General features: G+C 68.3%; 29 protein-coding genes and 2 pseudogenes. 18 read left to right on the plus strand and 13 right to left on the minus strand.

The features are described 5' to 3' along the window. Positions 1-1572 precede the first annotated feature (1572 nt). On the minus strand, positions 1573-2529 hold the full coding sequence (locus tag ABTY62_RS32145) for a GlxA family transcriptional regulator (protein ID WP_352132949.1): 957 nt from the start codon (positions 2527-2529) through the stop codon (positions 1573-1575). A 169-nt stretch (positions 2530-2698) separates the two neighbouring features. Between ABTY62_RS32145 and ABTY62_RS32150 the strand changes: the two genes are divergently transcribed. Next, positions 2699-3964 carry an MFS transporter gene (locus ABTY62_RS32150; RefSeq protein ID WP_352132950.1) on the plus strand — a complete coding sequence of 422 codons (1266 nt, stop codon included), beginning with the start codon at positions 2699-2701 and terminating at the stop codon, positions 3962-3964. 262 nt (positions 3965-4226) lie between these two features. Here ABTY62_RS32150 and ABTY62_RS32155 read toward each other — a convergent pair whose 3' ends face one another. Next, entirely contained in the window at positions 4227-4778 is a 552-nt protein-coding gene (locus tag ABTY62_RS32155) for a plasmid pRiA4b ORF-3 family protein (protein WP_352132951.1), read from the minus strand. A 68-nt stretch (positions 4779-4846) separates the two neighbouring features. Here ABTY62_RS32155 and ABTY62_RS32160 point away from each other — a divergent pair, with 68 nt between their 5' ends. Beyond that, the gene (locus ABTY62_RS32160; RefSeq protein WP_352132952.1) at positions 4847-5791 is read left to right on the plus strand and encodes an SDR family NAD(P)-dependent oxidoreductase; all 945 of its coding nucleotides are present in this window, start codon (positions 4847-4849) and stop codon (positions 5789-5791) included. Continuing rightward, positions 5788-6393, plus strand: a complete 606-nt coding sequence (locus tag ABTY62_RS32165) for a TetR/AcrR family transcriptional regulator (RefSeq protein WP_352132953.1) — start codon at positions 5788-5790, stop codon at positions 6391-6393. The genes ABTY62_RS32160 and ABTY62_RS32165 overlap by 4 nt, the downstream gene beginning before the upstream one ends. Before the next feature lie 61 nt (positions 6394-6454). On the opposite strand, the gene ABTY62_RS32170 is transcribed toward ABTY62_RS32165, so the two are convergent. Beyond that, complete coding sequence (locus ABTY62_RS32170) at positions 6455-6634, minus strand: hypothetical protein (RefSeq protein WP_352132954.1); 180 nt, start codon at positions 6632-6634, stop codon at positions 6455-6457. Positions 6635-6646: 12 nt separating this feature from the next. Between ABTY62_RS32170 and ABTY62_RS32175 the strand changes: the two genes are divergently transcribed. After that, positions 6647-6772, plus strand: coding sequence for a hypothetical protein (locus ABTY62_RS32175; protein ID WP_352133103.1), 126 nt, complete (start codon positions 6647-6649; stop codon positions 6770-6772). On the opposite strand, the gene ABTY62_RS32180 is transcribed toward ABTY62_RS32175, so the two are convergent. Continuing rightward, on the minus strand, positions 6713-6871 hold the full coding sequence (locus ABTY62_RS32180) for an alpha/beta hydrolase fold domain-containing protein (RefSeq protein WP_352132955.1): 159 nt from the start codon (positions 6869-6871) through the stop codon (positions 6713-6715). The two genes, ABTY62_RS32175 and ABTY62_RS32180, sit on opposite strands and share 60 nt — an antisense overlap. A gap of 634 nt (positions 6872-7505) precedes the next feature. Here ABTY62_RS32180 and ABTY62_RS32185 point away from each other — a divergent pair. The 5 genes from ABTY62_RS32185 (at position 7506) to ABTY62_RS32205 (ending at position 10893) form a co-directional block, all read left to right on the plus strand. Beyond that, a complete protein-coding gene (locus ABTY62_RS32185; RefSeq protein ID WP_352132956.1) occupies positions 7506-8480 on the plus strand; it encodes a zinc-dependent alcohol dehydrogenase family protein in 975 nt (324 codons plus the stop codon). A gap of 32 nt (positions 8481-8512) precedes the next feature. Next, complete coding sequence (locus ABTY62_RS32190; protein ID WP_352133093.1) at positions 8513-9217, plus strand: NADPH-dependent F420 reductase; 705 nt, start codon at positions 8513-8515, stop codon at positions 9215-9217. A gap of 45 nt (positions 9218-9262) precedes the next feature. After that, positions 9263-10267 carry a zinc-binding dehydrogenase gene (locus tag ABTY62_RS32195; protein ID WP_352132957.1) on the plus strand — a complete coding sequence of 335 codons (1005 nt, stop codon included), beginning with the start codon at positions 9263-9265 and terminating at the stop codon, positions 10265-10267. Between the two features lie 94 nt (positions 10268-10361). Continuing rightward, on the plus strand, positions 10362-10688 hold the full coding sequence (locus ABTY62_RS32200) for an MmcQ/YjbR family DNA-binding protein (RefSeq protein ID WP_352132958.1): 327 nt from the start codon (positions 10362-10364) through the stop codon (positions 10686-10688). A gap of 31 nt (positions 10689-10719) precedes the next feature. Next, positions 10720-10893 (plus strand): hypothetical protein, encoded by a 174-nt coding sequence (locus ABTY62_RS32205; protein WP_352132959.1) that lies wholly within the window; start codon positions 10720-10722, stop codon positions 10891-10893. A gap of 60 nt (positions 10894-10953) precedes the next feature. Here the strand turns inward: ABTY62_RS32205 and ABTY62_RS32210 are convergent, their stop codons facing one another. Both ABTY62_RS32210 and ABTY62_RS32215 read right to left on the minus strand, forming a co-directional pair. Further along, positions 10954-11589 (minus strand): TetR/AcrR family transcriptional regulator, encoded by a 636-nt coding sequence (locus ABTY62_RS32210; protein WP_352132960.1) that lies wholly within the window; start codon positions 11587-11589, stop codon positions 10954-10956. Positions 11590-11872: 283 nt separating this feature from the next. After that, complete coding sequence (locus ABTY62_RS32215) at positions 11873-12262, minus strand: hypothetical protein (RefSeq protein ID WP_352133104.1); 390 nt, start codon at positions 12260-12262, stop codon at positions 11873-11875. 442 nt (positions 12263-12704) lie between these two features. Here ABTY62_RS32215 and ABTY62_RS47575 point away from each other — a divergent pair, with 442 nt between their 5' ends. Beyond that, positions 12705-13046, plus strand: coding sequence for an integrase core domain-containing protein (locus ABTY62_RS47575; protein WP_502997556.1), 342 nt, complete (start codon positions 12705-12707; stop codon positions 13044-13046). A gap of 85 nt (positions 13047-13131) precedes the next feature. Here ABTY62_RS47575 and ABTY62_RS32225 read toward each other — a convergent pair whose 3' ends face one another. Continuing rightward, entirely contained in the window at positions 13132-13506 is a 375-nt protein-coding gene (locus tag ABTY62_RS32225) for a hypothetical protein (protein WP_352132961.1), read from the minus strand. 255 nt (positions 13507-13761) lie between these two features. Beyond that, positions 13762-14019, minus strand: coding sequence for a hypothetical protein (locus ABTY62_RS32230; protein ID WP_352132962.1), 258 nt, complete (start codon positions 14017-14019; stop codon positions 13762-13764). Here ABTY62_RS32230 and ABTY62_RS32235 point away from each other — a divergent pair. After that, on the plus strand, positions 14001-14378 hold the full coding sequence (locus ABTY62_RS32235) for a nuclear transport factor 2 family protein (RefSeq protein ID WP_352132963.1): 378 nt from the start codon (positions 14001-14003) through the stop codon (positions 14376-14378). The two genes, ABTY62_RS32230 and ABTY62_RS32235, sit on opposite strands and share 19 nt — an antisense overlap. A gap of 72 nt (positions 14379-14450) precedes the next feature. Here the strand turns inward: ABTY62_RS32235 and ABTY62_RS32240 are convergent. Next, positions 14451-14921 (minus strand): annotated as a pseudogene (locus ABTY62_RS32240) (transposase); the annotation flags it as partial. Between the two features lie 26 nt (positions 14922-14947). Between ABTY62_RS32240 and ABTY62_RS32245 the strand changes: the two are divergent. The 6 genes and pseudogenes from ABTY62_RS32245 (at position 14948) to ABTY62_RS32270 (ending at position 19955) form a co-directional block, all read left to right on the plus strand. Then, complete coding sequence (locus ABTY62_RS32245) at positions 14948-15265, plus strand: CocE/NonD family hydrolase C-terminal non-catalytic domain-containing protein (protein WP_352133094.1); 318 nt, start codon at positions 14948-14950, stop codon at positions 15263-15265. 286 nt (positions 15266-15551) lie between these two features. Continuing rightward, positions 15552-16379: an MFS transporter gene (locus ABTY62_RS32250; RefSeq protein ID WP_502997564.1), complete on the plus strand. Its 828-nt coding sequence runs from the start codon at positions 15552-15554 to the stop codon at positions 16377-16379. Next, on the plus strand, positions 16376-16996 hold the full coding sequence (locus tag ABTY62_RS32255) for a DUF1349 domain-containing protein (RefSeq protein ID WP_352132964.1): 621 nt from the start codon (positions 16376-16378) through the stop codon (positions 16994-16996). The genes ABTY62_RS32250 and ABTY62_RS32255 overlap by 4 nt, the downstream gene beginning before the upstream one ends. Before the next feature lie 207 nt (positions 16997-17203). Then, entirely contained in the window at positions 17204-17629 is a 426-nt protein-coding gene (locus ABTY62_RS32260) for a hypothetical protein (RefSeq protein ID WP_352132965.1), read from the plus strand. Positions 17630-18154: 525 nt separating this feature from the next. Continuing rightward, entirely contained in the window at positions 18155-19309 is a 1155-nt protein-coding gene (locus tag ABTY62_RS32265) for a sensor histidine kinase (RefSeq protein ID WP_352132966.1), read from the plus strand. After that, positions 19297-19955, plus strand: a pseudogene (locus ABTY62_RS32270) (LuxR C-terminal-related transcriptional regulator). Before ABTY62_RS32265 ends, ABTY62_RS32270 begins: the two are co-directional and overlap by 13 nt. Before the next feature lie 4 nt (positions 19956-19959). Here the strand turns inward: ABTY62_RS32270 and ABTY62_RS32275 are convergent. Together ABTY62_RS32275 and ABTY62_RS32280 are read right to left on the minus strand one after the other, a co-directional pair. Further along, a complete protein-coding gene (locus ABTY62_RS32275) occupies positions 19960-20175 on the minus strand; it encodes a hypothetical protein (protein ID WP_352132967.1) in 216 nt (71 codons plus the stop codon). A gap of 173 nt (positions 20176-20348) precedes the next feature. Continuing rightward, positions 20349-20573 (minus strand): hypothetical protein, encoded by a 225-nt coding sequence (locus ABTY62_RS32280; RefSeq protein ID WP_351553588.1) that lies wholly within the window; start codon positions 20571-20573, stop codon positions 20349-20351. A 485-nt stretch (positions 20574-21058) separates the two neighbouring features. Here ABTY62_RS32280 and ABTY62_RS32285 point away from each other — a divergent pair, with 485 nt between their 5' ends. Further along, positions 21059-22279: a metallophosphoesterase gene (locus tag ABTY62_RS32285; protein ID WP_352132968.1), complete on the plus strand. Its 1221-nt coding sequence runs from the start codon at positions 21059-21061 to the stop codon at positions 22277-22279. A 406-nt stretch (positions 22280-22685) separates the two neighbouring features. Here the strand turns inward: ABTY62_RS32285 and ABTY62_RS32290 are convergent, their stop codons facing one another. Both ABTY62_RS32290 and ABTY62_RS32295 read right to left on the minus strand, forming a co-directional pair. Further along, a complete protein-coding gene (locus ABTY62_RS32290) occupies positions 22686-23378 on the minus strand; it encodes an SDR family NAD(P)-dependent oxidoreductase (protein ID WP_352132969.1) in 693 nt (230 codons plus the stop codon). A 152-nt stretch (positions 23379-23530) separates the two neighbouring features. Next, on the minus strand, positions 23531-24364 hold the full coding sequence (locus ABTY62_RS32295) for a helix-turn-helix transcriptional regulator (protein ID WP_352132970.1): 834 nt from the start codon (positions 24362-24364) through the stop codon (positions 23531-23533). Positions 24365-24603 lie beyond the last annotated feature (239 nt).

The raw sequence follows: 24603 nt of genomic DNA on the forward strand, positions 1-24603 counted from the left end.
GCTCGGATGCCCCGAAGGACGCAGAGATCTTGATGCTCCGGCATCAACTCGCCATCGCGCGACGCGCCCAACCACGGCCGCGCTTCTCCTGGAGCGACAGGGCTGTCATGGCGGCACTGCTTCGGCTCGTCAGCAAGCAGCGGCGTACCCAGGTGGCCTTGCTGGTCTCTCCACGGTCGGTCCTTCGCCGGCACGCACGGCTCACCGCCTGGAAGTGGACTTACTCCTCCCGTCGTCCGGGCCGACCACCGAAACCAGAGGCCCTGCGGCAACTGATCGTGCGTCGCACTGGTTCGTGCTGTTCTTCATCGACCACGACACGCGGCGGGTGCACATCGCCGGCATCACCCGACACCCGACCAGCTCCTGGATCACGGCGCCTGCTTCACCGACAACTTCGACGCCGACGCCGTCGCACTGAAACGCGGGAGGCGGGTACTCCACCGCGCCGTTCACCGACAGGAGTGAAGACTGCCTCATCCGCAAGTTACAGTCAAACTGAAACCTTCGACCGAGTGAGGTGCCGTGACGGTCCCGCCCCAGCCCACCAGTACCGCCTTCCTGCTCGCAGCCCTCGGCAGGCACGTGCGCAGCGACGTCGAACACACGCTGAAACCGACCGGCTACACCCTGCGCCACCTCGCAGCTCTCGGGCATCTGCGCCGCGAACCCAGCGTGCCCTACAGCGAGTTGGGCCAGGCGGGCGGGGGTCACCGCACAGAGCGCCCAAGCCACCGTCCGCCAGTTTGAGGAACGGGGGCCGTCGAGCGGCGCACCGAAGCAGGCCGCGGTCGACGCGCGCCTACAGAGCGCACTCGGCCCTGCTGGCTGCCGCCATCTCACCGGCTTGCTACTCCAGGCGCTCTCCGCTCGCGCTGTCTGACCCTCGCGCACGACCGGCGGCGAGCCGTTGACCAGACTCTTTGTGGTTGAGACGAAGCACTCGGGCGGTCCAAGGCCATCTCAGGCGCCGTGGATGCGAGTGCAAGGAACTGCAGGCGCTCGACCGACGACAGGTTGGCCAAGGGGGGCGTGAACCGCCCCGGGGTCGGTAGAGATCTCAGATTGTGGTTGTGAGGGTTTGCTTCGGGGTGGGATAGCCGACGTCGGACTGGGCGGGCGGGCGGTCGGTCGGAACTGCGACGGTGCCTGTCGCGAAGGCCCCTATCGGGGCACGTCCGCGCCGGTCCGACGGCAGCGAGCACCGCTCCGGCCCGTGGTCGACGGATCGAGACAACAGGCACCGCAGGCCAGTTAGGGAATGAGTCAGGCCACCGGCCGAAGCGGCACGACCCCATACTCACAGTTCGGGTAGTCGTCGCACACCTCGGCGACCATGCGCACCGCGCGGCGGCAGGGCTCAAGCGAGCTCAAGCGGGTAACGGGAAGGTCGTGCCATGACTCGATCCCTTCATGAAATCGAGTCTCTATTCGAACCGGGGCCGTTCAGCAGGCTTTCCGCGGAAAGAGCACCGGCAGCCGGGGTGGCCATCGCCGAGGGCGGGCTTCCGGGGTGAGCTGGTCCCGCCATGGGGGCAGGTCAGGGAGCCGCAGAGCGCCAGGAGCTCCCGCTCAAGGAGTCGGAGTCGTCCGGCCGGAGAACGCGGCCCGATACTCGGTGGGCGACACGTCGAGGATTCTCCGAAAATGCAGGCGGAGGTTGGATCCGGTTCCCAGTCCGACGCGCTCGGCGATCTGGTCGACCGGGAGCTTCGTCGTTTCCAGGAGCGCTCGGGCAGCGTCGACCCGAGCGCGCAGAACCCACTGCAGCGGCGTGTCGCCGGTCTCCTCGGCGAAGCGGCGCATGAAGGTGCGCAGCGACATCCGCGCGTGCGTCGCGAGATCGGTGACTGCGAGCGGTTCGTGGAGGCGCGTCAGCGCCCATTCCCGGGTCGCCGCGAGCGTATCGCCATGCGGTGCCGGGCTGCTTCGGGGAAGGTACTGAGCCTGGCCGCCGCTCCGATAGGGCGCCGTCACCAGACGGCGGGCGATGTCGTTCGCCACGCTCACGCCGAGGTCGCGCCGGACGATGTGAAGGCACAGGTCGATGCCCGCCGCGACACCGGCTGATGTGAGGACCGAACCCTCATCGACGAACAGAACATCGGGCTCCACCAGGATGTCCGGATGGCGCAGCGCCAGCAGCTCCGCTGCGTCCCAATGCGTTGTCGCGCGCCGCCCTGCCAGCAGACCCGCGTCGGCCAGGGCGAACGCGCCGTAGCAGATCGATGCGATGCGGGATCCTCTTGCATGCGCCCTCCGAAGCGCTTCGTGCACTGTGGCCGGGATCGGTCGGCCGACCGGCGCGTAGCCGGGGACGATGATGGTGTCCGCCCCGATCAGCGCGTCGAGACCCTGCGGCACCGCGTACCCGAAACCCTCACTGGACGGCACCGTTCCCGCAGCGACGCCGCACACTGTCAGCTCGTACGGGAGTCCGTCACGCGGATGGAACACCTGGGTCGGGATGCCGACGTCGAGCGGGAGCGCCCCATCCAGCACAAGCACCACCACCCGGTGTGAACTCATCGTCGTCCATCTCCTCAGCTCGCGGCGACCAATCCCCCATGGCGCAATCCTCGCACATATTGGCATTCTTGCCACTGGAGGGTGTCGTCCAACCGCTCGACACTGAGTGGGCCGTCCAGTCGGGTTCGGTCCTACGTCGAGTCCTACGTCGAGTGGATATAGGGGTTCCATGCCGCGTCCAACGGTTCCGCCGGTCGTCGCCTTCGTCACTTCGGCTATCGCGTTCATGGCAGTGATGGCCGCCGCGGGAGCACCGAGCGCCCTGCTGGTCGTCTACCAGCAGCACTGGCATTTTCCCGACAGCGAGCTGACGGTCGCGTTCGCGATCTACGCCTTCACGCTCCTCCTCGCGCTCCTCGTCATCGGTTCCCTGTCGGATCGAATCGGTCGCCGTCCGGTACTCATCGCGGCCCTCGCACTCCAGGCGGTCGCGATGGCGGTGTTCCTGTTCGCCCCGGATATCGGCGTCATCATCGTCGCGAGGGCGCTGCAGGGCTTCGCGACGGGAGCGGCCACGAGCGCGTTCAGCGCCTACATCGCCGAGGTCGCACCAGCGGCGCAGAAGAAGGTCGCAGCACTGGTCGTGAGCATCGCATCCGTCGCCGGTCTCGGCATCGGTGTCGTCCTGACCGGCGTCGCCATCCAGTTCGCGGCAGCACCCGCCGCGGTCGTGTTCGGAGCCGCACTCGCGATCATCGTCATCGCCATCGTCGTCACAGCGGCCTCGCCTGAGACGGTCGACAAGCGTCAAGGGATCGGTGATGCCCTCGTGTCACGCATCGGCGTTCCATCCGCGGCCCGGACCGCGTTCGCTCGCACTGCCCCAGGGATGATCGGGATCTGGATGTCGGCCGGGCTGGTCCTCGGCCTCGGGGCGTCGATCGTCCATCAAGCCCTGCACATCACCGGCGGAGCCGCCCTCGGCCTGGTGGTCGCAGTCCAGCCCCTGGCTGCGGCCGTCTCCGCGCTCGTACTCGGCCCACTGCTGCCGCCCCGGCGGTTCATGATCGCCGGATATGCAGCGGTCCTCGCCGGTGTGTCGCTGGAGGCGTGCTCGTTCGCGGCGGGCCTCGCATCGCTCATCATCTGCGGCGCGATCATCACCGGCCTCGGCTTCGGCGCCGTCTTCTCCAGTACGCTCGGGCTCCTTGTTCCGCTGACGCGAGCGCAGGAGCGCGCGAAGCTGTTCTCCGCCGTCTACGTCGTCGCTTATCTCGCGTATGGCGTCCCCACCATCGTGGCCGGCTTCCTCAGTGACGCCATCGGTTTGGTGCCCGCGGCAATCATCTACGCCGCCGCAACACTCGCCATAACAGCCGCTGGACTGATCGTCTCGCTCACCCGGACGGGATCGATGTCGGGGGACGCTCTGCCCGGCGGCACGCAAGAAGCACGAGCGCACGACGTGCGAGCGTCCACATCAAGCGCGGCCTAGTGCAGCGTCGCATTGATCTTGCGAGGGTCTGTGGCTGCCGTCGGTCTCGGTCGGGCCGACGGCAGTGGCAGGTGGCGGGTCGGTTCTTGACCAGTACGGCGGCAAGGGCTGATAGCGCGGAGTTGACCTGGGCCGCGTCGAAGGCCGCGGGGTCGAACTCGAACTGGTCGGCGGAGACCGGACCGAGCCATTCCAGGCGCTCTTCATGTTCTTCGTGCTGAGGGTCGGCGGGGATGTCGTGTTCCCAGTCGTCGCCGAAGTCCTAGGTGTTGCGCAGCCGGTCGCCGGTCCTGGGCGCCACCTGGTCGAGCCGCTTGGAGGCGGCACTACGGATGCCGAGCCCGGGGCCGGAGACGCCGTAGCGGTCGTGGCCGATCCCGAAGGCCGACATGTGGTGGTCCTCCCAGCCGAAGGCTGCCTGAATGATGCCGTGCGACGCCCGCAAGGTGGTGCCCGACGGCACTTCCAGGCGGCGCCGGACGGGAGGGCGGGAGTCTCGCAAGGTGACCTTGATCTTGTGGACGGTTCGGCTCGGCGCGATGTGTGAACTCGGGTTGGTGCTTCTGGTGTTCGCCATGGCGGCCACCCTGCCGGCCTGCCGCCTTGCGGCAGCAATGATCACCGTCCGGGGAGCCGAAAGGGTGGGGTCCCAGCACCTCTCGTCGGTCAGCCCGTCGATCGCCGCCTTGAAGCTCGGGTACCAGTTCGCGGGGTCCCGCACACGCCTCGCGGTCGGGAAGTACACGCCGCGGATGCAGATCCGTTCGAGCCTGGGAATGCGGGCCGGCGTGTCAGCTGCGGTTTCGTCGCTCAATGTGGAAGTGAGCCATGGCATGTTACGGTACTGAGTACCACTTGGAACTGAATACCAAGGAGTCTGCCATGGATAGCCGGACCATCGTGTTGACCGGCGTGACCCGCGGTTTCGGCCGCGAGTCCGTCGAGTTGCTGATCCGGGAACGGCCGCAGGACCACTACGTCGTGCTGGCTCGCCGCGGCCGCGAACGCCTCGCTGCGGAACTCGCCCAGGCCACCGGCGCTTCCGCGGTCACAGGCGTGGACTGTGACCTCGCTTCGCTCGCCGAGATCAGGCGGGCGGTGGAGGAGATTCTGCGTGGGCTCGATACCGGGTACCTGCCGCCGCTCGGCGGCTATCTCGGCAACGCCGGCCTGACGGTCACGACGACCGAGAAACGCACCACGGACGGGTACGAGATGACCTTCGGGGTCAATGTGCTGTCCCACTATCTGCTCGTCAGGGAGCTGCTGCCCCGGTTCACCGGTCCGGGCTGGATCGTGCTCACCTCGAGCGACTGCCACTTCGGGCAGTTCCGCTACACGCTCGGCGCCACGCCGCCGCCGCGCTGGGAGACGCCGGACCGACTGGCCACGCCTCGTGCCGGTGGCGCGCGGGAGGCCGGGCGGGCGTACGCGACCAGCAAACTCGGCGTCATCTACCTGACCCACGCGCTGGCCCGCCGCCTGCCCGAGAGCGTCGGCGTCTACTCCTACAACCCGGCGCTCGTCGCGGGCACCGATTTCTTCCGCCACGCCCCGGGGCCCGTGCGGGGCGTGCTCAACGGATTCTTCCAGCTTCAGCGATTCCTCGGCCGGGGCATGACGCCGCAGCAGGCGGGCGCGCGGCTCGCTGAGACGATCCTGACCGGGCTGACCGCCCGGACCGGGTCCTACCTCGATCGCGGCTGCAACGTGCCGTCGTCGCCGGAGTCGCACGACGAGGCCCGCGAGGAGGAGCTGTGGCGCGAGGCCGCCCGCCTCGTCGACGCTGACCGCGGGGCGGGACGGGCCGATATCCTGGCCGAATGAGCGCGAACAAGTTTCCGGTGGAGTCATTGCGGGACCGCAAACGCCGCCAGACCCGGGAACGGATCATCGAGACGGCCTTCGCGCTCTTCATGGAGCGGGGGTTCGATGTCGTCACCGTGGACGAGATCGCCCAGCGGGCCGAAATCGGCCGCACCACCTTCTTCCGCTACTTCGGCGACAAGCAGGAAGTCGTCTTCTCCACCGAGGACGACTTCCTGCGCGCGCTCACCGCGGCCATGCACGATGCGCCCACCGAGCCGCTCCAGGATCTCGCGCAGGCACTGGCCACATCTCGGCGGCTGCTGCTCGTGATCTGCACCGAGGCCGCCCGCAACCCCGGCCACTACGCGGTTTACCACCGTCTGGTCAAGCAGCACCCCGAGCTCGAAGACCGCCACACCCGCAAGACCCGGCACTACGCCGACCTCCTCGAGAAACACCTGATCGACCACGGCACCCCGCCAGCCACCGCCGTCCTCGCCGCCCAGTTGACCGTCGCCTGCTACCAGGCGGCGTGGCGCCTCGGCGGCCACGACGCGACGGCGGTGCTCCGCGAGGCGAATGACGCCTTCGACCTCCTGCTGGGCGCCACCGCCGCATAACCGGCGGACTGGCCTTCGCCCGGCCGGGACATGCGCAACCTCGCAGCGGGCTCGACCACCGTCAAACACGCCGCCGCCGCGGCAAATCCGATGCGTCCACCGCGGTCTTGTCGCCGTGCGCGACGTTGAACACGTCCTTGGGCAGCCCACGAGTCGAGTCACGCCATCGCGAGTTGGCCGTCCGCAGCGCCGCGGTCGACGCCTCCTGCCATGCCCGTGCCGAGGCCAGCAGCCCGGTCATGGACGGGGGCATATGGACATGCCCCTCCCCCAGGTACAGCTCGACGGGGACACTCGCGTCGCCCAGCCGCTGCGCGTATCACTCGCCATCACCGCGCAGTACGTCGTATTCGGCTACCGCGATGTATGCCGGGGGTAGCCCGGTGAGATCTGCGGCCGGCAGAGGGGAAGCAATCGTGTCATCGCCGTTGTCGCTGTCCCCGAGGTAGAGGGCGCAGAACGTGCGTACGTCGGTCATCGCCAGCGGCAACTCGTCGCCCTCTTGCCCAGGGCGGCTGTAGGTAACGCAGGAACGGCGGGGGCGGCCGATCCGTCATCGCGCCGCCGAGGACTGCGGACCGTTCTCGACCGGGTACTCAGAGTGCACGCGCCGTGGTGGTGGCGCCCATGGAAGGAGTACAGGGCCACTGGATTGGTTCATTCAGCTGCGAGACCGGGCAGGGCGAGTGCCTCTCCGGTTGCAGTGGCGGTGGTTCGGGTTCTTTACTAGTAGGTACAAATCCGGCTAATCCGTGCGGTCCGTGAGGTGGCGTGGCGGAAGATTCCCTCGTCGGCGGGGGCGTCACACGGTGGATGGACATGGGTTGCCGCGTGTCGGCACGCCGAGGTCTCTACAGGCCTCCGGGTGAGCTACATCGACGAAGCAGTCGACATCCTGGGACAGCTTGATGGCAAGGTCAGTTTGGTGACTGCTCGACCTGGCTGTAGTCCGCCGGTTCGTCGCAGGGGGCTCCACCGCGCACCTCACGGGCCGGAGTAGAACCGAGTTGGTTTCAGCTGTGGAAACCCTCGGAGGCCGGGCCGCCGGCATCCAAAGCGATGTCTCGAATATCGACGAAGCAGCGAAGCGACGAAGTGAGGAGTCGTGTCCCATGCTCGCCATTCACCTCACTCAGTTCGGGGAGCCGGAGAAGAGCCTGAAGGTGGTGGACGTGCCCGAGCCCCCGGCTCCCGCCGCCGGACAGGCGCTGGTCCAGGTCGAGTACGCCCCGCTCGACCACCACGACCTTCTCCTGGCGCAAGGTATCTACCCCGTACGCCCTGAGCTGCCGACGTCTATCGGAAACGAGGGCGTCGGGACGGTCATGTCCGTAGGACCCGGCGTCACGGAGGTCAGCCCCGGCGAGAGGGTCCTGCTTCCCTTCGGTGTCTTTTCCTGGTCCCAGCGGGTCGTGGCCAGGGCAGCAGACCTGACTGTCGTGGACAAGTCCATCAGCCTTGAACAGGCAGCGATGCTCACCATCAATCCCGTCACCGCGGGGCTCCTGGTCAGCCTCCGTGACCTTCCAGCCGGTTCCTGGGTGGTGCAGAACGCGGCCAACAGCGGGGTAGGCCGGTCCGTCATCGCGTTCGCCAAGGAACGAGGGCTGCGCACGATAAACATCGTGCGCCGCGCGGAACTCGTGAGCGAACTCCATGATCTTGGCACCGACATCGTGGTTGTCGACTCGGCGGACGTCGGCTCGCGCGTGCGGGAAGCCATCGGCTCCGATCCGGTGCTCCTCGGCCTTGACGGTGTCAGCGGAGCGGCGACCGCACTGTTGCTGGACGTGCTGACCGACGGCGCCCTGCTGGCGATCTACGGGTATTTGAGCGGCCGGCCGTTCACGCCCGATCCTGACGTGCTGAGGACGAAGAACATCACCACGACGGAATTCTGGATGTACCAGGACGAGTTTCTTCCCCGGCTTCCGGCCCTCAACGCGGAGTCCGCGCGGCTGGTCTCCGAGGGAAGACTCGTCCTGCCCTCCGCGCCCGTCTACAAGGCGGCGGACTTCCCCGAGGCGCTCGCCTACTTCCGGGAGAACGGCAAGGTCCTCCTCGACTTCAACCCGAATCGCGCGTAGGCGCCACCGCACCTGCCGCTGAGGCCGGGACCATCCCGGCAGAAAGCGGTCGGAGCCGGTCACGCAGCAACAGCCGGGGTGCCGGCACGGCCCCCGACACACGATCAAGGATGGGCAGCATGGCCGAACACAGCACCATCGGCATTCTCGGCGCGGGAGAGATCGGCCGGGCCGTCGCCGACAAGGCCGTCCGCCACGGACATGAGGTACTCATCGGCAACAGCCGGGGCCCGGAGACGCTCAAGGCGGTCGTGGAGCAGCTGGGGCCGAAGGTCCACGCCGTGACGGCCGGGGAGGCGGCGCGGCCGGACCTCGTCTTCCTCGCGGTCCCGTTCTTCGCCGTACCGGACCTGACCAGCCTTACCGACTGGTCCGGGAAGATCGTCGTCGACACGACGAATCAGTTCGCCGAGGCCAACCCCTGGCGGGGCCGGTACGACGTCGGTGACCTCACGGGCAGCGAGTGGGTCGCCGAGCGCCTTCCCGGAGCGCGGATCGTGAAGGCGCTCAACAACCTGTTCGCCGCGTTCATCGCTGCGGACCCACAGCACGCCGAGGGACGGCAAGTGGCCTTCTATACGGGCGACGACGCCGACGCGAAAGCGGCCGTGGCCGGCTTGCTCGACGAATTCGGATTCGCCGCCCTGGACCTCGGCGGTCTACAGGAGGGAGGCCGGCTGATGCAGCTGGACGGTCCACTCAACGCGAAGCACCTGCTGCTCCAGGACGTCGGCTGACGCCCCGGCCAAGCCCCATACACACCAGCGCACAGGAGGAGAATCATGAACCGTCGTGTCGTCTGGACCCGTAGCGGGTCGCCCGCCGACGTCCTGACCGTCATCGAGGAGCCCGAGCCGGAAGCGCCCGCGCACGGTCAGGTCCTCATCCGAACCACGGCCTTCCCTGTCCACCCTGGTGATCTCCTGGGCCTCGAGGCCTTCCCCGCGACGGCTGCAGGGCCGATACCGATCGGCGTGGAGGCAACCGGCGTGGTGGAGGCCATCGGCCCGGATACGCGCGTGGCCCCGGGCGTCGAGGTCGGCGACCGTGTAACAGCCTTTCCCCTGCCCAGGGGATGGTCACAGGAGATCCTGGCGGACGCCGAGACTGTCGCCGCCGTGCCTGATGAACTGTCGGACGAGGTCGCCGCGCAGATGCTGACGAACCCGCTCACCGCAGTGATGCTGCGCCGTGAGGCGGAGCAACACCCGGCCTTGGGCTACGACGGCTATTTGGTGCAGGTCGCCGCCGGGTCGTCGGTCGGGCGGCTGGTCACGGGCGTGATGCAGTACCACAACGTGGGCCTGGTCAACGTCGTCCGCAGCGAACGCGGCGCCGCCGAGCTGCGCAGACGGTTCCCGGACGTCCCGGTCGTGGCGACAGAGAATCCGGGCTGGGCCGACGAGGTCCGCAATGCTGCCAGCGGCCGCCCGATCAGTGTGGCCTTCGACCCTGTCGGCGGAAAGCTCACGGAAAGCCTTCTCGACCTGTTGGCGCCGGGCGGCAGGCTGGTCATCTACGGGGAACTCGCCGAGGAGCCGATCTCGGTGCATGCGTCGACGCTGCTGCACCGAGCGCTGACGGTGCGGGGCGCGACCCTCGGCCGGTGGCTGGTGGAGGCATCCGCCGAGAGGCGGGCATCGGACGTGGTCGCCGCGACACTGATCGCGCTGGCATTCGAGGACCAGTTCGACGTGGCCGCAACGTACGACCTCGGCGAACTGGCCACCGCCGTGAAGCACACGGTGCGGCCCGGCAAGGTCGGCACCGTCCTCATCCGCCCCTAGTAACCGCTTCCACCACGGGCGGAAGACCTGGTGGTCGGTGAAGCCGAGGGATCCCACGAAACCGTGCAACTTCAGTTATGGAAGCGAGGTAGCCATGAACGTGGACGACGTCCGGGAGCTGGCGCTCTCTTTCGCCGGAGTCAGCGAGTCGCGTCCGTTCGCCCCGGACCGCGTGGTGTTCAAGACCGCGGCGAACAACAAGGTGTTTGCCATCCTCAGTGGCCATGAGTTCCCGGACGACCAGGTGACAGTCAAGGCCGATCCGGAGCGGGTCGCCGAATTGCGGAACCGCTTCGAGGCAGTGCACCCGGCGTACAAGCTGAACAAGCAATACTGGGTCAACGTTTCGTTGGATGGCGATGTCCCGGACGAACTGATTCGGGAGCTGATAGTGGACAGCCACGACCTGGTCGCACCATGAGCCCCGCGCTCCCAGGACCATCGGCCACCGGATGTCAGACACCTCCCTCGACAGGCAGTCATCCGACGTCGCCGCCGCGAAGATGATCGCGATGGCAGCCAAGGACCGGTTCGACGTAGCCGCGACCTACGGTCTCGGCGACCTGGCAGAGGCCGCACAACACGCGCAATGGCCGGGCGACGCCCGTCGTCGACAGGCGGGGTAAGACCTCCACGGCGTGCGGCCCCAGCGCTGAAACCCAAGGCCCGTCCACGTCAGGACCGGGTCACGGCGCTGCACGGCCTTCCTGCCGATCCGGCCCCCGCTCGTTCGTCGAAGCGCGGGGCAGAAGGGCCAAAGCCTGCTCGGCAGCGCCGATGACGACGTCCGCTGCGGCTCCCGCCCTGCCCAGGGCCTCCAGTCCTCGCAGTACGGCAAGGAGAAGGCTTGCGAGCCCGTCCGTGTCCGCGTCGGCGTCCAACGAGCCCTCCTCCTGGGCCCGGGCGAGGCAGTCCGACAGCTCGCCATACAGCCCGCGGACTGTGGAAGCAGTCCGCTCGGCAACGCTCTTGTCGACTGCGGCGAGTTCCGTGGCGCTCCTGGCCATCATGCAGCCGCGCCGCTCCACGTCCCTGCTGATCGCTTCGGAGATGTCGCGTACAAGGTGTTCCAGCCGAGGGAGGGCCGGCCCCGGGCCGCGCAGAGCCGAACGCCAGACTCCGATCGCGTCACTGTTGTAGCTGTCCAGAGCCTGCAGAAACAGGGCGTGTTTGTCTCCGAAGGCCCCGTACAGGCTTCCGCGTCCCAAGCCTGTGGCGGCGCTCAGGTCGTCGATGGAGGTTCGGTCGTAACCGTGGGACCAGAACTGGTCGCGAGCGGCCAGCACAACCTCCTCGTCGTCAAACTGCCGAGGCCGCGCCATGAGAAAACTGTACGCCGCGTGTGGGGTATTACGGGGAGAAGGCAGGGCAGCACGAGCCTGTTTCGGGGCTTGCGACACCGGCTCGCCCGAACGGCCAAGCTTGTGCCGCCCGCCCCGCTCGCCCCGCTCGCCCGCAGAAGGGCACCCCGGGAACCCCTATGACCTGCTGTCCCATGGTGTTCACATCTCCCTTGCGGCAACTTGACGAGAGACCGACTGAAGGCCCAGCGCGCCGGCACGCGGCGGCTACCGCCTCGCCGACGGCGAAGTCCTCCGTCCTGCCTCACGGACCGCACGGTTTGGATCGATTTGTACCTAATAGTAAAGAACCCTGAGCGAGGTGCTGCAACCGGAGAACCGAAGCTTCGGCGCAGTCCGTAGCCGCCCTCGGCGGCGCGGCCGCGGTGCCGACGGCCAGGGTGGGTGTGGCCGGGCCGGGCGGCAGGACCCGCATCGTGTGGACCACGTCCTGGCCCACCGCCTTGTTGGCGGCCGCCACCAGGTGCGCCGAGCTCAGCCGGGCCTGGACGCCGTAGGCGGAGGAGTCCGGGCGCGGATCCAGCCGCCCGCTGGCCGCGTCGAGCGCGACCGCGGCAACGTGCACGGCCAACTCGGCGATGATCGAGCACGGTTCGCTCCGGGCGATCGGGCGGTCCTGGCGGCGCTGCTGCACCGGCTACCGTTGCCTGTTCTGCGGCGTGTGCGGCTGCTCATGCGTCCTGGCACGGTGCTGCGCCGGCATCGCGACCTCGCCAGGCGGCCGCCATGCCGCCTTATCGCGACCCAAGCGACCCGTGCGACCTCCCACCGTGCGCTCCATCCGGACTCTGGTGCTACGTCTGGCGAGAGAGAATCCAAACCGGGGCACAGGCGCCTTCACGGCGAGCTGCTGGTGCTGGGAGTGAAGGTGGCCGCCTCGACTGTCTGGAAGATCCTCAAGGATGCCGGCGTCGATCCAGCGCCCGACCGAAGAAGCTCCAGCACGTGGGCCAGCTTCTGCGCGCCCCACCCGACGCCCTCCTCGCCTGCGACTTCTTTGAGACGGTCCCCCTGTCCGGCGCCCGGATGTACGTACTCGCAGTAATCGAACACGGCAGGCGCCGACCCTGCGCTTCTTGCCGCGCGACCGCGATGGCAAGTACGGCGAGGCGTTCGACGCCGTGATCCTCAAGAGTGCGCCACAGGCTCCCCGCATGAACGCGCACTGCGAACGGATTATCGGCAGCATCCGACGCGAAGCCCTCGACCACGTCCTCATCATGAACGAGGCCCATGCCCGCCACGTCCTCGCGGCCTACGAGCGGCACTACAACCAACACCGACCCCACCAGGCCCGCAACCAGCGACCACCCGGCGCTCACAAACAACCCGCTGCGGCGCAAGACCTCCACACCCACAGAGTCGAGCGCACCCGGATCCTCGGCAGCCTCGTCAACGAGTACAGATATGCCGCGTGACGCGCAGCGATGACTTTGCGAGCGGTACAGGTCTGTGCGAGGAGTACCGCGACGACTCCGAATCGGTGCCACAGGCCTCGGTCGGCTATGGGTAGCCGCAGATCAGTGTGGGACAGGCGAGCAGGACCCACTGGAGCACCAGGGCAGTAAAGCGGACGGGCCAGTAGCGGGCGTTCCCCGCGGGCAAGAGCAGGGCGATCAGCCCCAGAGCGGCGGATGCGCCGAAGATCGGCACGGCCCATTGCTCGTAGTCGATCAGCCCGTAGTGGCACCCCGCGCCGGTGCATGAGTCCCGTGCCATCTGCCGGACGCCCTGCGTGAGGTGCGCGATCAGCAGGGCGAGGGGGAGCAGAACCAGGCCAGCGACGGCGAACTTCCGCGCGGCGGGGCCGACATCGTGGAACGGGGATTCCGCCGCGGCGGAGGCTTGATCCCCCGGAGATGCTGGGGAAGTAGTCATGCCATCATCCCACTCCACCAGGTCGGATACCGCATGAGTGCTCGTACTCAGATACGCGCCCACTGGGGCGTTTCACCGCCCCCACACTGTCCGCCGGCGCCGCCACGGCGGGCACCGTGGCCGATGGCCCTCGTTCGGTAGCCAGCGTCGGCCCATGCCGCCGCTCGCCGTCGAGGGCGACTGCGATCGACACGGCGCCGATGGAGGCGCACGACGGATGGCAGGTGCCGCGCGAGAGCGGAGAGCACGGCACGATCAGCCCATGAGAGCCGCGGCCGCCACTTGAGCGGTGGTCAGGGCGGTGGGGTCGGGTCCGAAGGGGCCGATGGTGTGCGGATGCGTGTTGAGGAAACCCAGGTCGAGGGCGGTGTCGCCGTCCGTGGCCTGGCGGAGAGCGTCGAGGTGGACGTCGTCGAGCCTGGCCAGCTCGCCGACCCACGCCAGCAGGCGGCTCGCGGGACGAGCGCACGCGAAACGGCTGGTATTACTGGGGCATGCAGGAAGAGACCGCACGCTCCGCGATCGACATGTTCATCTCCGCGTTCAACGCCTCGGACGACAGCTATGTGACTGCCCTTCTCTCCCAGGCCCTGACCTCAGACGTGGTCTTCTGGGGGCCGTTGGGCCGCAGCGAAGGAATCGCGGCGGTCGAGCGGTTCGTGCTGGACATCCGACGCCACCCGGCGGGGACCGGCACGATGGTGCGCTGCTCAGCGGTGGACATGCCTGACGAATGGGCCCGGTACCAGTGGGTCTTCACCACGCCTGATGGAGGCCCCCGCCTGGCGGGAACGGACGTCGTCCATCTGCGGCGGAGCCTCATCGACCAGGTCATCGTCTTCGCGGGGGAGATCGAGCCGTTCGCCTCCTGAGTCATCCTTCTTTCGCTGTCCTTCTCCTGAACTTGCCCCCTTCGGCGCTCGGGGGTTGCGGTTCGCGGTTGGTCAGGCAGCGGCGTTGAGGGGGCGTCCGCCCCAGCGGATGCCCTTCTCGCTGCGGACGCGGGCGCGTTCCTTGCGTTGGGCGGCCAGGACGTTCGGGTGGCGGGCTTTGGCGTTGCGCCGACGCAGGTAGCGGTGCAGCGCCCGGGTCTGCGCAGGATGGCTGCGGTGGTGGGAGTTGGCCAGGGTGCACTGCCGCAGCGGGCCGAAGCGGCACTCGATCGGGTTGGCCCAGGAAGCGTAGGTCGGGGTGAAGCACAGCTCGACCTTGTTCTTCTTCGCCCAGCGGCGGATGCCCGCGCCGGTGTGGGCGGAGAGGTTGTCCAGGATGATGCAGATCGGGGCGCCGTCGGGTCGGGCGGCGCGGATCGACTTGAGCGCGGCCAGGGTGTTGGCGGTGCCCTTGCAGCGGCGGTTGACGCCCCACAGGCGGTCGTCGCCCACGGAGTAGCAGCCGGGCCACGCTCGCCGGCCCGGTCACACTGCACCTCAACGCGTCCATCAGCGCGCAGGACACCTACTTCGTGAGCAAGGTCGAGGACGTCCTCCCCGACGGCCGTGTCCTGCCGATCGAGACGGGATACCTGCGGGCCCAGTTCCGGGACGGCCTGGAGCAGACCAAGCCCGTCACCCCCGGCAAGGCGACCCAATACACGATCTCGCTCGGACAGCTCCACTGGCAGTTCAAATCGGGGGAGAAACTGCGCATCACGCTCAGCGGCGGTGACTTCCCCCGCGTCGTCACCGACAACCCTGCCGACAGCGTCACCATGAACCTCGGCAGCAAGACCTACGCCGAGCTGCCCGTGCTGAAGTAGCAGGAACACGCGGGTGGGGCGCGGTATCCAAGTCGCCGCGCCCCACATTCTTTCCCGCAGCTTCGGAGATCAGGTGGAGCTCAGTCCGTCCGGACCGCTTCGCGCGCCTGTGGGACAGCTTCGGCCGCCTCGAGCAGCGCCCGGTACCGGTCGGACAACGACTCTGCCAGACGGGTGAACGCTCCGATGAGGGGTCCTGCATCCCGTCGAATGAGTAAGTCATCGACCCGAGGGGTACGCCTGCGACCTCCGCGACGCCGCGGTCCACTTCCCGGTCTACCTGCACCTGTTCGCCGTCACCGCCGTCACGGCAGCCCTGTTCGCCTACGCCTACCGAGCCGTGCCCACCGGGATCGGCAAGACCACCATCCTGGCGGCGGACCTGCGAAGTCCCGCTCCAGCAGCCGCACCGGTCTGGAAGGATCGCCGGCTGCTGATGATCGGCGGCATCATTCTCGCCATGGCCCTGGCCGAAGGCGCCGCGAACGACTGGCTCCCCCTGCTCATGGTCGACGGCCACGACCTGGGCGCGGCCCTCGGCTCGGCCGTCTACACCGGCTTCGCCACAGCGATGACCATCGGCCGCTTCAGCGGCGGCATCCTCATCGACCGGATCGGCGGGGCCGCCACTATGCGAGTCAACGCCGCGAGCGCCGCACTCGGGCTGGCTCTGGTCATCTTCGTCGACTCCTCCGCCATCGCGGCAGCAGCCGTCCTCTTCTGGGGCCTGGGCGCTTCACTCGGCTTCCCCGTGGCGCTCTCCGCCGCCGGTGACTCAGGCCCGAACGCAACCACACACGTCAACCTCGTGGCAACCGTCGGCTACGACACCTTCGTCGTTGGCCCACCCTGCCTCGGATTCCTCGGCGACCACTACGGCCTGCGGACCGCGATGATCATCGTCCTCGCCTTCGCGCTCGCTGCGATCTTCCTCGCCCGGGCAGCGGGCAGCCCACCCACCCAGACCCCCACACCGCCCGCCGCCGCCTCCGGAATCCCCCGTCCACACTCCATCCGACAGCCATCGCTTCACGCCACCCCGCAACCACACCCCTGCCGTCCGCCTGCCGCAGCGGACGGCTGCCCAGAAACGAATGAAGGATCCGACGCATGAACGACACCGTGACCGTCCACGCACTGCCCTTCCCTCTCACTCCTGCCGGCGACACCGCCTGGACCGTGGACACCACCACGGTCAGTGCCACAGCGCCCGCCGACACGGACATCTTCACCGACCCGGCACGGACCACCGACCCGTCCATCGCACCCAAACTCAACGCCCCGACCCTGCTCGGTGCACCTCCCTCAGGCGACTTCCAGCTCCGCGCCCGTGTCACCGTGGACTTCGAATCCACCTTCGATGCCGGCGTGCTGCTGCTGTGGATTGACGACCAGCACTGGGGCAAGCTCTGCTTCGAGTACAGCCCCGGCGGTGAGCCAATGGTCGTCTCCGTCGTCACCCGCGGCGTCTCCGACGACGCCAACGGCTTCGTTGTCGACGGCCGCACGGTATGGCTGCGCGTCTCCCGCGTCGACCACACCTACGCCTATCACGCGTCCCTCGACGGCAAGACCTGGAACCTCGTGCGCTACTTCGCCCTCGGCCACGCGAGCGACAGCGCGAACATCGGCTTTCAGGTCCAATCACCCACCGGAAGCGGTTGCGCAGTCGTCTTCGACGCCATCGCCTTCACAACCGAACGCCTCGTCGACATGCGTGGCGGCTCCTGAGGGACTGGGGAGCAGCCAGGACCGGGGCGTCAAACGTGGACAGGTGTGGGGCAAAAAGGAGCCCTGTCGTCGCCTGGTGTAGCTGGCTACACCTCGCATTCGGGAGTGCGGTCCCTCGTGACGACGAGCGGATGACGGGATTGTTGATGACAGAGCGAAGGGGGTTCCCTTCCTCACCCCCCTGACCCTCATCCAAAGGAAACTCGCGTGAACTCGGTCCTCGCCAAGATGAAGTCCTTCTTCGTCGATCTATTCCTCTGGTCGTTCTTTGTCTCCGGTCTCGCACTGAGCGGCACGGCCAAGCAGATCTTCGACGACAGTACACAGCAGAACCTTGCCACCTACGGCGGTGGACTCGTCGCTCTCATCGCGGGCTCGCAGATCGCGAAGAAGCCGAAGATCAAGGCCTTCTTGGGCCGTCCGGGCACGCTCTGGTTTCTGTTCCTGTTCAACGGTGCCGCGGCCGCCGGCATGTACTTCGCTATGAGCGGCGTGGACCGCTACGTCGGCTCCGGCATGATGGGCCTGGTCTCTCTGGGCGCGCTCGGCGGGCTTATCGCCGGCAAGAAAGACAAGAACAAGGCGCCGAGCATGGCTACCCACCCGGCGGGCCCCAGCGGTCCTTGGGCCTGAGGAGCCCGACCGACAGGCCGCGAGTCCTGAGCGCGCCCACCGGTGAAGGGCGCAAGCCCCCTGGCCAAAATTCCTGAGCGGAACGCCAGGGACTTGCGCCTTTCTCATTTGGCGGAGGAATTCCATGACCCCGAAATGGCTGCCCGGGTGCCGGCCCGCCACCAGCCTCATCACCGACAGCCTGATAAGGCTTCACGAAATCGACGTCGAACACCACCGTCAGCACATCCCGTCCTTAAACCACTGGCGTCTCCTCATGCACCTCAAAACCTTTTCTCCAGCACCTGCGTTCCCGCCCCAAAATGCACGGTGTTCTCGTACGGTACGAGGACACCGTTTCCTGTTATCCGTGCACTGCCGACCATGGCCAGGGCGATCGAGCCATCGACGACGAGTGTCCACGGTCCCGGCCAGAGTCCGCCGTATCGAGAGTGTGCTGTCCCGAACAGGTGGTGTGGCTGGCTACACCACGATGGTGTGGTCCGCTCTCCCGGCTCTTGGTGTCTGATCGCTTAGCGTGGCGGTATGGGGAGAGCGTTGCGGCAGGCCTGGCGTGCCACCATCCATCTGGTCCTGACCGCTGTCATGACCTTCGGCCTGTACATCTTCATCACCGTGCTGCTGATCACGGTCGTCGGGACGGTCGCGGTGGTCGGGGCATGGCTGCTGCCCGAGACCGTGCTGCTGATCCGCCGGATCGCAGGAGCGAAGCGACGTATGACGACCGCGTGGACGGGACAGGAGATCCCAGAGGCGTACCAGGCCCTCGACGGGCCGTTGCGTGTGCGCCTGCGCACCGCGGTCCGTGACCCTGGCACCCTCCTCGACCTGCGCTGGATGATCGCCTCGTACGTCTATGGCCTTCTGGTCTTCCTTGCGCTGCCGCTGTGGCTGCTGGGTCCGGTCGTCGACGGGGTGTGGTGCGGAGTGCTACGCCGCGCACCGGTCGTTCTGCCGCTGATCACCCGGCTTGCGGACCTGGAGGTCGGCTGGTCGACGGCTCTGCTTCGACCCTCGCCCAAGGCGCTGCTGGCCGCCCGGGTCGAGGAGCTGGCCACGACGCGCGCGGACGCGATCGCCGCGCACGAGGCCGAGCTGCGCCGCATCGAGCGCGACCTGCACGACGGCACCCAGGCACGGCTGGTGGCGCTGTCCATGCGTCTCGGGCTGGCGCAGCGCGCCTACAACCACGATCCGGAGGCCGCGCTCAAACTGGTGGCCGAGGCACAGGACCAGGCCCAGGAGGCACTCACCGAGCTGCGACAGGTAGTGCGCGGCATCCACCCGCCGATCCTCACCGACCGCGGTCTCGTCGGGGCCGTACGAGCACTGGCGGCGAGCGGCGGGCTGGCGGTGACCGTGGACGTGGCGGGCGGCCTGGAGGACGGTCCGCGGCCTCCGGCCGCGGTCGAAGCCGCCGCGTACTTCGCCGTGGCCGAGGCGCTGACCAACGCCGCCAAGCACAGCGGTGGCCAACGGGCGGTCGTACAGCTGGAGCGCCTGCACGCCGGGCTGCGTGCGGTCGTCCGGGACGACGGCACGGGCGGAGCGGACGACATGGGCGGCACCGGCCTGCTGGGCATCCGCCGCCGGGTCGCCGCGCTGGACGGCAGCGTCCAGGTGTCGAGCCCCGCCGGGGGCCCGACGGTGATCGAGGTGCAACTGCCGTGCGTGTGGTGATTGCCGAGGACAACGCCCTGCTCAGAGAGGGGATCGTCCTGCTGCTGCGGTCGGCCGGGCACGAGGTGGTGGCCGTCGTCGGCAGCGGGCCGGAGATCCTGCCCGCATTGGTCCAGCACCGCCCGGACGCGGCCGTGCTCGATGTGCGGATGCCCCCACGTTCCGGGACGAAGGCCTGCGCGCGGCCCTGGGGGCACGGAAGAAGATCCCCGGCCTGCCGGTGCTCGTGCTCTCCCAGTACGTCGAGCAGTCGTACGCCGCCGACCCCCTGGGCGGCGGTGCGAGCGGGGTCGGCTACCTGCTCAAGGACCGCGTGGGCCGCGTCGACGACTTCCTGGACGCCCTGGAACGGGTGACCGCAGGCGGCATCGCCCTCGACCCGGAGGTGGTCACCGAGCTCCTCACCCGCCGCCGCGACACTCCGATCGACTCCCTCACGTCACGCGAGCGCGAAGTGCTCCAGCTCATGGCCGAGGGCCACGACAACGCCACCATCGCCGAATCCCTCGTCATCACGGAACGCTCGGTCAGCAAGCACATCGGCAACATCTTCCTCAAGCTGCACCTGCCACCCAGCGACAGCGGGCACCGACGGGTGCTCGCTGTGCTGGCCTACCTCAACAGCCCCTACCAGGCGTCTTCCTGAGGCTTCAGTGGAGCGTTCGCAGAACGGCGTGGACCATACCCTGCTCGCCACGCGCGTTGGGATGGACGGCCGCCGCCGGGCTGCCGGGCAGGAGCGGCTCGATCCAGCGGGTGTTTTCGTCCGTGCAGACACCGTGGTCCGTGGGGGGCCCGTAGGTGTCAACCTTGCGCTTGCCGAGATCCTGGCCCTCCACCATCAGATCACGGTGCTCGAACGCCAACTCGGCGGTGATCGACCACGGTTCACTCCGGGTGATCGGATGAGATTTCCGGCAAGGGCAATGTTCGAACCGGCAGGCCGAGAATACGCGGGCGGGCGGGGTGTCGAAGTCGGCGGGGCCCCGGTGCGCGACGCGCGACCGCCCGCGCGGGCGTCGGGGACAACGAGGGCCGACTACACCTCGCCGGTGGCGAACAGCTCGAGGTGCCCGCACTTGGGGCAGCGGAATGCCTCTATCTGCCGCCGGGGACGGCCCATCCGCTTGGCACCCCCGAAAATTCCCCGTTCCAGCGCGCCCTCGATCCAGCGCGCGTACCCACGCGAGTGCTCGCCGGCGTCCTCGATGAAACCTTCCACCAGACCGACGGTGCCGCAATGGGTGCACGTGTAGTTGTTCATCCAGTGAGTGTAGGAAACAGTGCGGCCAGGGCGGACTCGTAGCCGACGACTCCCGCCCAGCTGGGACGGCGGAGGTCTGGGCCCACGGTCGGTACGTCTGCTCAGCCCTTGAACAACAACTGGCTTCAAACAAGTCGGCGAACCCGATCCGCCATGAGCAGGTTGCGGGCGAGTTGGGTGACCCATGCGCCGGTCGGGTGGGCGGTGACCTCATGACGAAGGGCAAGGATCTCGGCGTTGCTCGCGACGGCCGACCGGCCCAGCAAAAGGAAGCAGCCCAGCAGTCGGCCGAAGATCAGTTAGAGCAGTCGCAGACCCACGATCACTGATCATGCCCCTACATGGGCGATCGCAAAGCCCCAGGTCAACCACCATACGGCAATAAAGACACCCTTCAGGAGTTCAGCGAAGGCCGAACCGGACCGGCCGGCCCAAGGCGACCGGATACAGTGCGCGGGACGGCAGCCTGGTCAGGGAGGGGAAGCGTGACCGACACCAGCAACACCCGGCCCGCCGAGGGTGAAGCGCAAGCGCCGCGGCAGAGCCGACTGCACCGGCTGATGCGCTACATCCCCCTGATCGCCCCCGTCCTGCTATGGGCCGTGCCCTGCTGGGTGCTCCTGCACAGCGGCCAGCACTGGCCGCTGCCCGTCACGCTGGCCGGCACCGCCCTGTTCGCCCTCGGTCTCGTCGGTATGCCGCTCGTGATGGTGCGCGGCCACGGCCGGCGCCAGCAGGACCGGGCGGCGATCATCGGCGACACCCTGCTGGGCACCATCTGGGTCCTGTTCACCTGGTCCGTTCTGCTCGGCATCCTCTTGCGGCTCACCCTGACCGTGGCCGGCGTCGGCGAAAGCCAGGACCGGGCCCGAATCGTCACCTGGGCCGTCCTCGGCATAACCGCCGTACTGCTCGGCTGGGGGTACGCCGAGGCCCGCCGCGTGCCACGCGTGCGCCGACTCGACGTGCAACTCCCGCGGCTGGGTGCCGGGTTGGACGGCATCCGCGTCGTCCTCATCACCGACACCCACTACGGCCCGCTCGATCGCACTCGCTGGTCGGCACGGGTATGCGAGACGGTGAACACTCTGGAAGCCGACCTGGTCTGCCACACCGGCGACATCGCGGACGGCACGGCCGAACGCCGCCGCGCCCAGGCCGCCCCACTCGGTACCGTGCGGGCCACCCGGGCCCGTGTATACGTCACCGGCAACCACGAGTACTACAGCGAGGCCCAGGGCTGGGTCGACCTGATGGACGAGCTGGGCTGGGAGCCGCTGCGCAACCGCCATCTGCTGCTCGAACGCGGAGGCGACACCCTCGTGGTCGCCGGCGTGGATGACGTCACCGCCGAGTCCTCGGGCCTGGCAGGCCACCGCGCCCACCTCGCCGGAGCCTTGAACGGCGCCGACCCCGACCTGCCCGTCCTGCTCTTGGCGCACCAGCCCAAGTTCATCGACCGGGCAGCAGCCGCCGGCATCGACCTCCAACTCTCCGGCCACACCCACGGCGGCCAGATCTGGCCCTTCCACCACCTCGTCCGCATCGACCAGCCCGCCCTCGCCGGACTCAGCCACCACGGCCCCCGCACCCTCCTCTACACCAGCCGCGGCACCGGCTTCTGGGGCCCACCGTTCCGCGTCTTCGCCCCCAGCGAGATCACCCTGCTCGTACTCCGCTCCCCGCACCTGCCCACCTCGACATAGCACTCGACGGGCCGACACATCCGCTTGGAGCAGTCCACGAGCCGAGGGATGCCGTTCCCGGGCGGACGGCTGCAACGAGCCATACGCCGGATCTCGACGGCGAGTGCGAGCGGCTCGCCGTGCAGGCATCGGTACCCGCCTCGCCGAGAGACCGTTTGGCACCGCGATGCGCGTTCTCAGAATTGAGCGATTGCGGCAGCCGGCAAGCAGGGTGCCCCCATCTCACTGCCCCGACCTCTGGCCACACACGACCACGTACAACACGGAACCAGAGTCAAGCCACCTCGACATACGCCGCCACGACCGCCTTGGCGGCATCCTCCACGCATACCAGCATGCCGCGTGACCTGCACGGACGAGATATTCGGCAAGCGCAGGGTCGACCGACCCTGAGCTCAGGGCAGGTTCACCACGGGAGGTTCCCGGATCGGTCGATGAACTGTCCCGTCGGCCCGTCCGGGCCGATCGTCGCGAGGGTCACGATGGACTCTGCGCCGTCGGCGACGCTGTGTCCGAGGCCGCCGGTGAAGTCGGTCGCGGTCTGCCCGGGGTCTGCGGCGTTGACCTTCATGTCCTTCAGTTCCTTGGCGTACTGCGTCGTGAGCATCGTGACCGCGGCCTTCGAGGCGCAGTAGAGGGGCAGGGCATACTGCGACTCGATCCGCGTCGGGTCCTGGGTCATGCTGAAGGAGCCCATCCCGCTGGACACGTTGACGATGACGGGGTTCGGGGACTCGCGCAGCAGCGGGAGGAAGGCGTGCGTGACGCGCACGATCCCGACGACGTTCACGTCGAACACGGCGCTCACGTCGGCCGCGGTGTACTCCTCGACGGGGCCGACCTTGCCGAGGACGCCGGCGTTGTTGACCAGGACGTCGATCGTTCCCTCATGCGCGGCGACATCCGCGGCCGCGGCCTGGACCGAGGCGTCGTCGGTCACGTCGATCTGAACGAACCGGGCGCCGAGCGACTCGGCCGCGGCCCGACCGCGCTCACGGTGGCGGGCACCGAGGAGGACGGTGTGCCCCGCCTCGACGAGGCGACGAGCGGTTTCCAAACCGAGGGACTTGTTGGCCCCGGTGATGAAGGTGGTGGTCATGCCGGCTCCTCCTGGTCCGAACAGCACGGTCGTGCGCTGTGCACGCACTCCATGCTGGGTCTCCGGGAGGGGCGGCGGGAGCTACGGGACTTCCTGGTACCGCGCGTACCATCCAGCAGCCTGGTCCACCGGACGAGGCGGAACGCGGGCCTTCATCCCTGAGGAGACATCCTCTGGACCCCAATGGCCGCAAGGAATTCGAGTTTGCTGCGGGCGTCGGTGCCTGGCTGCGGCGTGTACACCACGAGGCGGAGGTTCGTGTCCTGGGTGTTGAGGATGTCGGAGTTCATGGCGATGTCCCCGACATCCGGGTGCTGGACGAGTTTGTGCGCACTCTGGTGACCGCCCACCGCTCGGCGGCTCCACAACTCGCAGAACCGTGGGCTGAGGTTCAGCCTCGATACCAACGCCGCGAGGTCGGGGTCGTCGGGGTACCGGCTCGTCGTCGCGCGCAGGTCGGCGACGAGGGACTCCTCGAACGCCGCCCGCTCGGCCGCCGTCTGCCGGACCCGGGGCAGTTCACCCAGGAACTGCCAGACCAGGACGTTGCGGTCTCCCCCACCTCGGACCGTGGGATCGCCGAACGTGGCCGCGAACAGCGGATTCCAGTGCAGCAACTGCCAGGTGGCGTCGTAGATCGCCAACGGGTTGCCGACGAGCTGCTCCACGATCCGGTACAGGCTCCCTGGGATCATTCGTGGAACCCGGCTCGGATCCGCTGCATGACCGGCCATGCGCAAAAGGTGAGCGTGCTCGTCGTCGGACAGGTGCAGGGCGCGAGCCAGGGCCGAGCAGACCTGCGCCGAGGGTGTCGCCACCCGTCCCTGCTCCAGCCGGACCACGTACTCGACCGAGATGCCGGCCAGCGTCGCCAGCTCCGCGCGTCGCAGACCGGGGACCCGACGGGGTGAGGCGTGCGCGAAGCCCACCGTCGCGGGATCCAGGCGGTCCCGCCACGCCCGCAGCGCGGCACCGAGTTGACCCATGCACACCATCCTCCCGCACACCCCGCCCCGCGGGGTGGTACGCGCTGTACCACGAAGTCCCGTAGCTCCCGCCGACGCTCCCCGGAGGCTCAGTGTCGAGTCGTGAACGGCGCACAACGATGCTGTTCGGGATCAGGAGGAGCAAGCATGGCCACCACGGGGAATCTCGGGTTGGAATCGTGCCGATCGCGGGCGCGCGGCCGGATCAAGCCTCCGACGTCCACTGCTGCGTGGAGGCC

Source organism: Streptomyces sp. NPDC097640 (assembly GCF_040302705.1).
Classification (GTDB): Bacteria; Actinomycetota; Actinomycetes; order Streptomycetales; family Streptomycetaceae; genus Streptomyces.

Coding starts and splice junctions, on each gene's coding strand:
- ABTY62_RS32145 (WP_352132949.1), bottom strand. CDS start 2,529: ATGAGTTCACACCGGGTGGTGGTGCTTGTGCTGGATGGGGCGCTCCCG.
- ABTY62_RS32150 (WP_352132950.1), top strand. CDS start 2,699: ATGCCGCGTCCAACGGTTCCGCCGGTCGTCGCCTTCGTCACTTCGGCT.
- ABTY62_RS32160 (WP_352132952.1), top strand. CDS start 4,847: ATGGATAGCCGGACCATCGTGTTGACCGGCGTGACCCGCGGTTTCGGC.
- ABTY62_RS32165 (WP_352132953.1), top strand. CDS start 5,788: ATGAGCGCGAACAAGTTTCCGGTGGAGTCATTGCGGGACCGCAAACGC.
- ABTY62_RS32170 (WP_352132954.1), bottom strand. CDS start 6,634: ATGACCGGGCTGCTGGCCTCGGCACGGGCATGGCAGGAGGCGTCGACC.
- ABTY62_RS32175 (WP_352133103.1), top strand. CDS start 6,647: ATGGACATGCCCCTCCCCCAGGTACAGCTCGACGGGGACACTCGCGTC.
- ABTY62_RS32180 (WP_352132955.1), bottom strand. CDS start 6,871: ATGACCGACGTACGCACGTTCTGCGCCCTCTACCTCGGGGACAGCGAC.
- ABTY62_RS32185 (WP_352132956.1), top strand. CDS start 7,506: ATGCTCGCCATTCACCTCACTCAGTTCGGGGAGCCGGAGAAGAGCCTG.
- ABTY62_RS32195 (WP_352132957.1), top strand. CDS start 9,263: ATGAACCGTCGTGTCGTCTGGACCCGTAGCGGGTCGCCCGCCGACGTC.
- ABTY62_RS32200 (WP_352132958.1), top strand. CDS start 10,362: ATGAACGTGGACGACGTCCGGGAGCTGGCGCTCTCTTTCGCCGGAGTC.
- ABTY62_RS32205 (WP_352132959.1), top strand. CDS start 10,720: ATGTCAGACACCTCCCTCGACAGGCAGTCATCCGACGTCGCCGCCGCG.
- ABTY62_RS32210 (WP_352132960.1), bottom strand. CDS start 11,589: ATGGCGCGGCCTCGGCAGTTTGACGACGAGGAGGTTGTGCTGGCCGCT.
- ABTY62_RS32225 (WP_352132961.1), bottom strand. CDS start 13,506: ATGACTACTTCCCCAGCATCTCCGGGGGATCAAGCCTCCGCCGCGGCG.
- ABTY62_RS32235 (WP_352132963.1), top strand. CDS start 14,001: ATGCAGGAAGAGACCGCACGCTCCGCGATCGACATGTTCATCTCCGCG.
- ABTY62_RS32255 (WP_352132964.1), top strand. CDS start 16,376: ATGAACGACACCGTGACCGTCCACGCACTGCCCTTCCCTCTCACTCCT.
- ABTY62_RS32265 (WP_352132966.1), top strand. CDS start 18,155: ATGGGGAGAGCGTTGCGGCAGGCCTGGCGTGCCACCATCCATCTGGTC.
- ABTY62_RS32280 (WP_351553588.1), bottom strand. CDS start 20,573: ATGAACAACTACACGTGCACCCATTGCGGCACCGTCGGTCTGGTGGAA.
- ABTY62_RS32290 (WP_352132969.1), bottom strand. CDS start 23,378: ATGACCACCACCTTCATCACCGGGGCCAACAAGTCCCTCGGTTTGGAA.
- ABTY62_RS32295 (WP_352132970.1), bottom strand. CDS start 24,364: ATGGGTCAACTCGGTGCCGCGCTGCGGGCGTGGCGGGACCGCCTGGAT.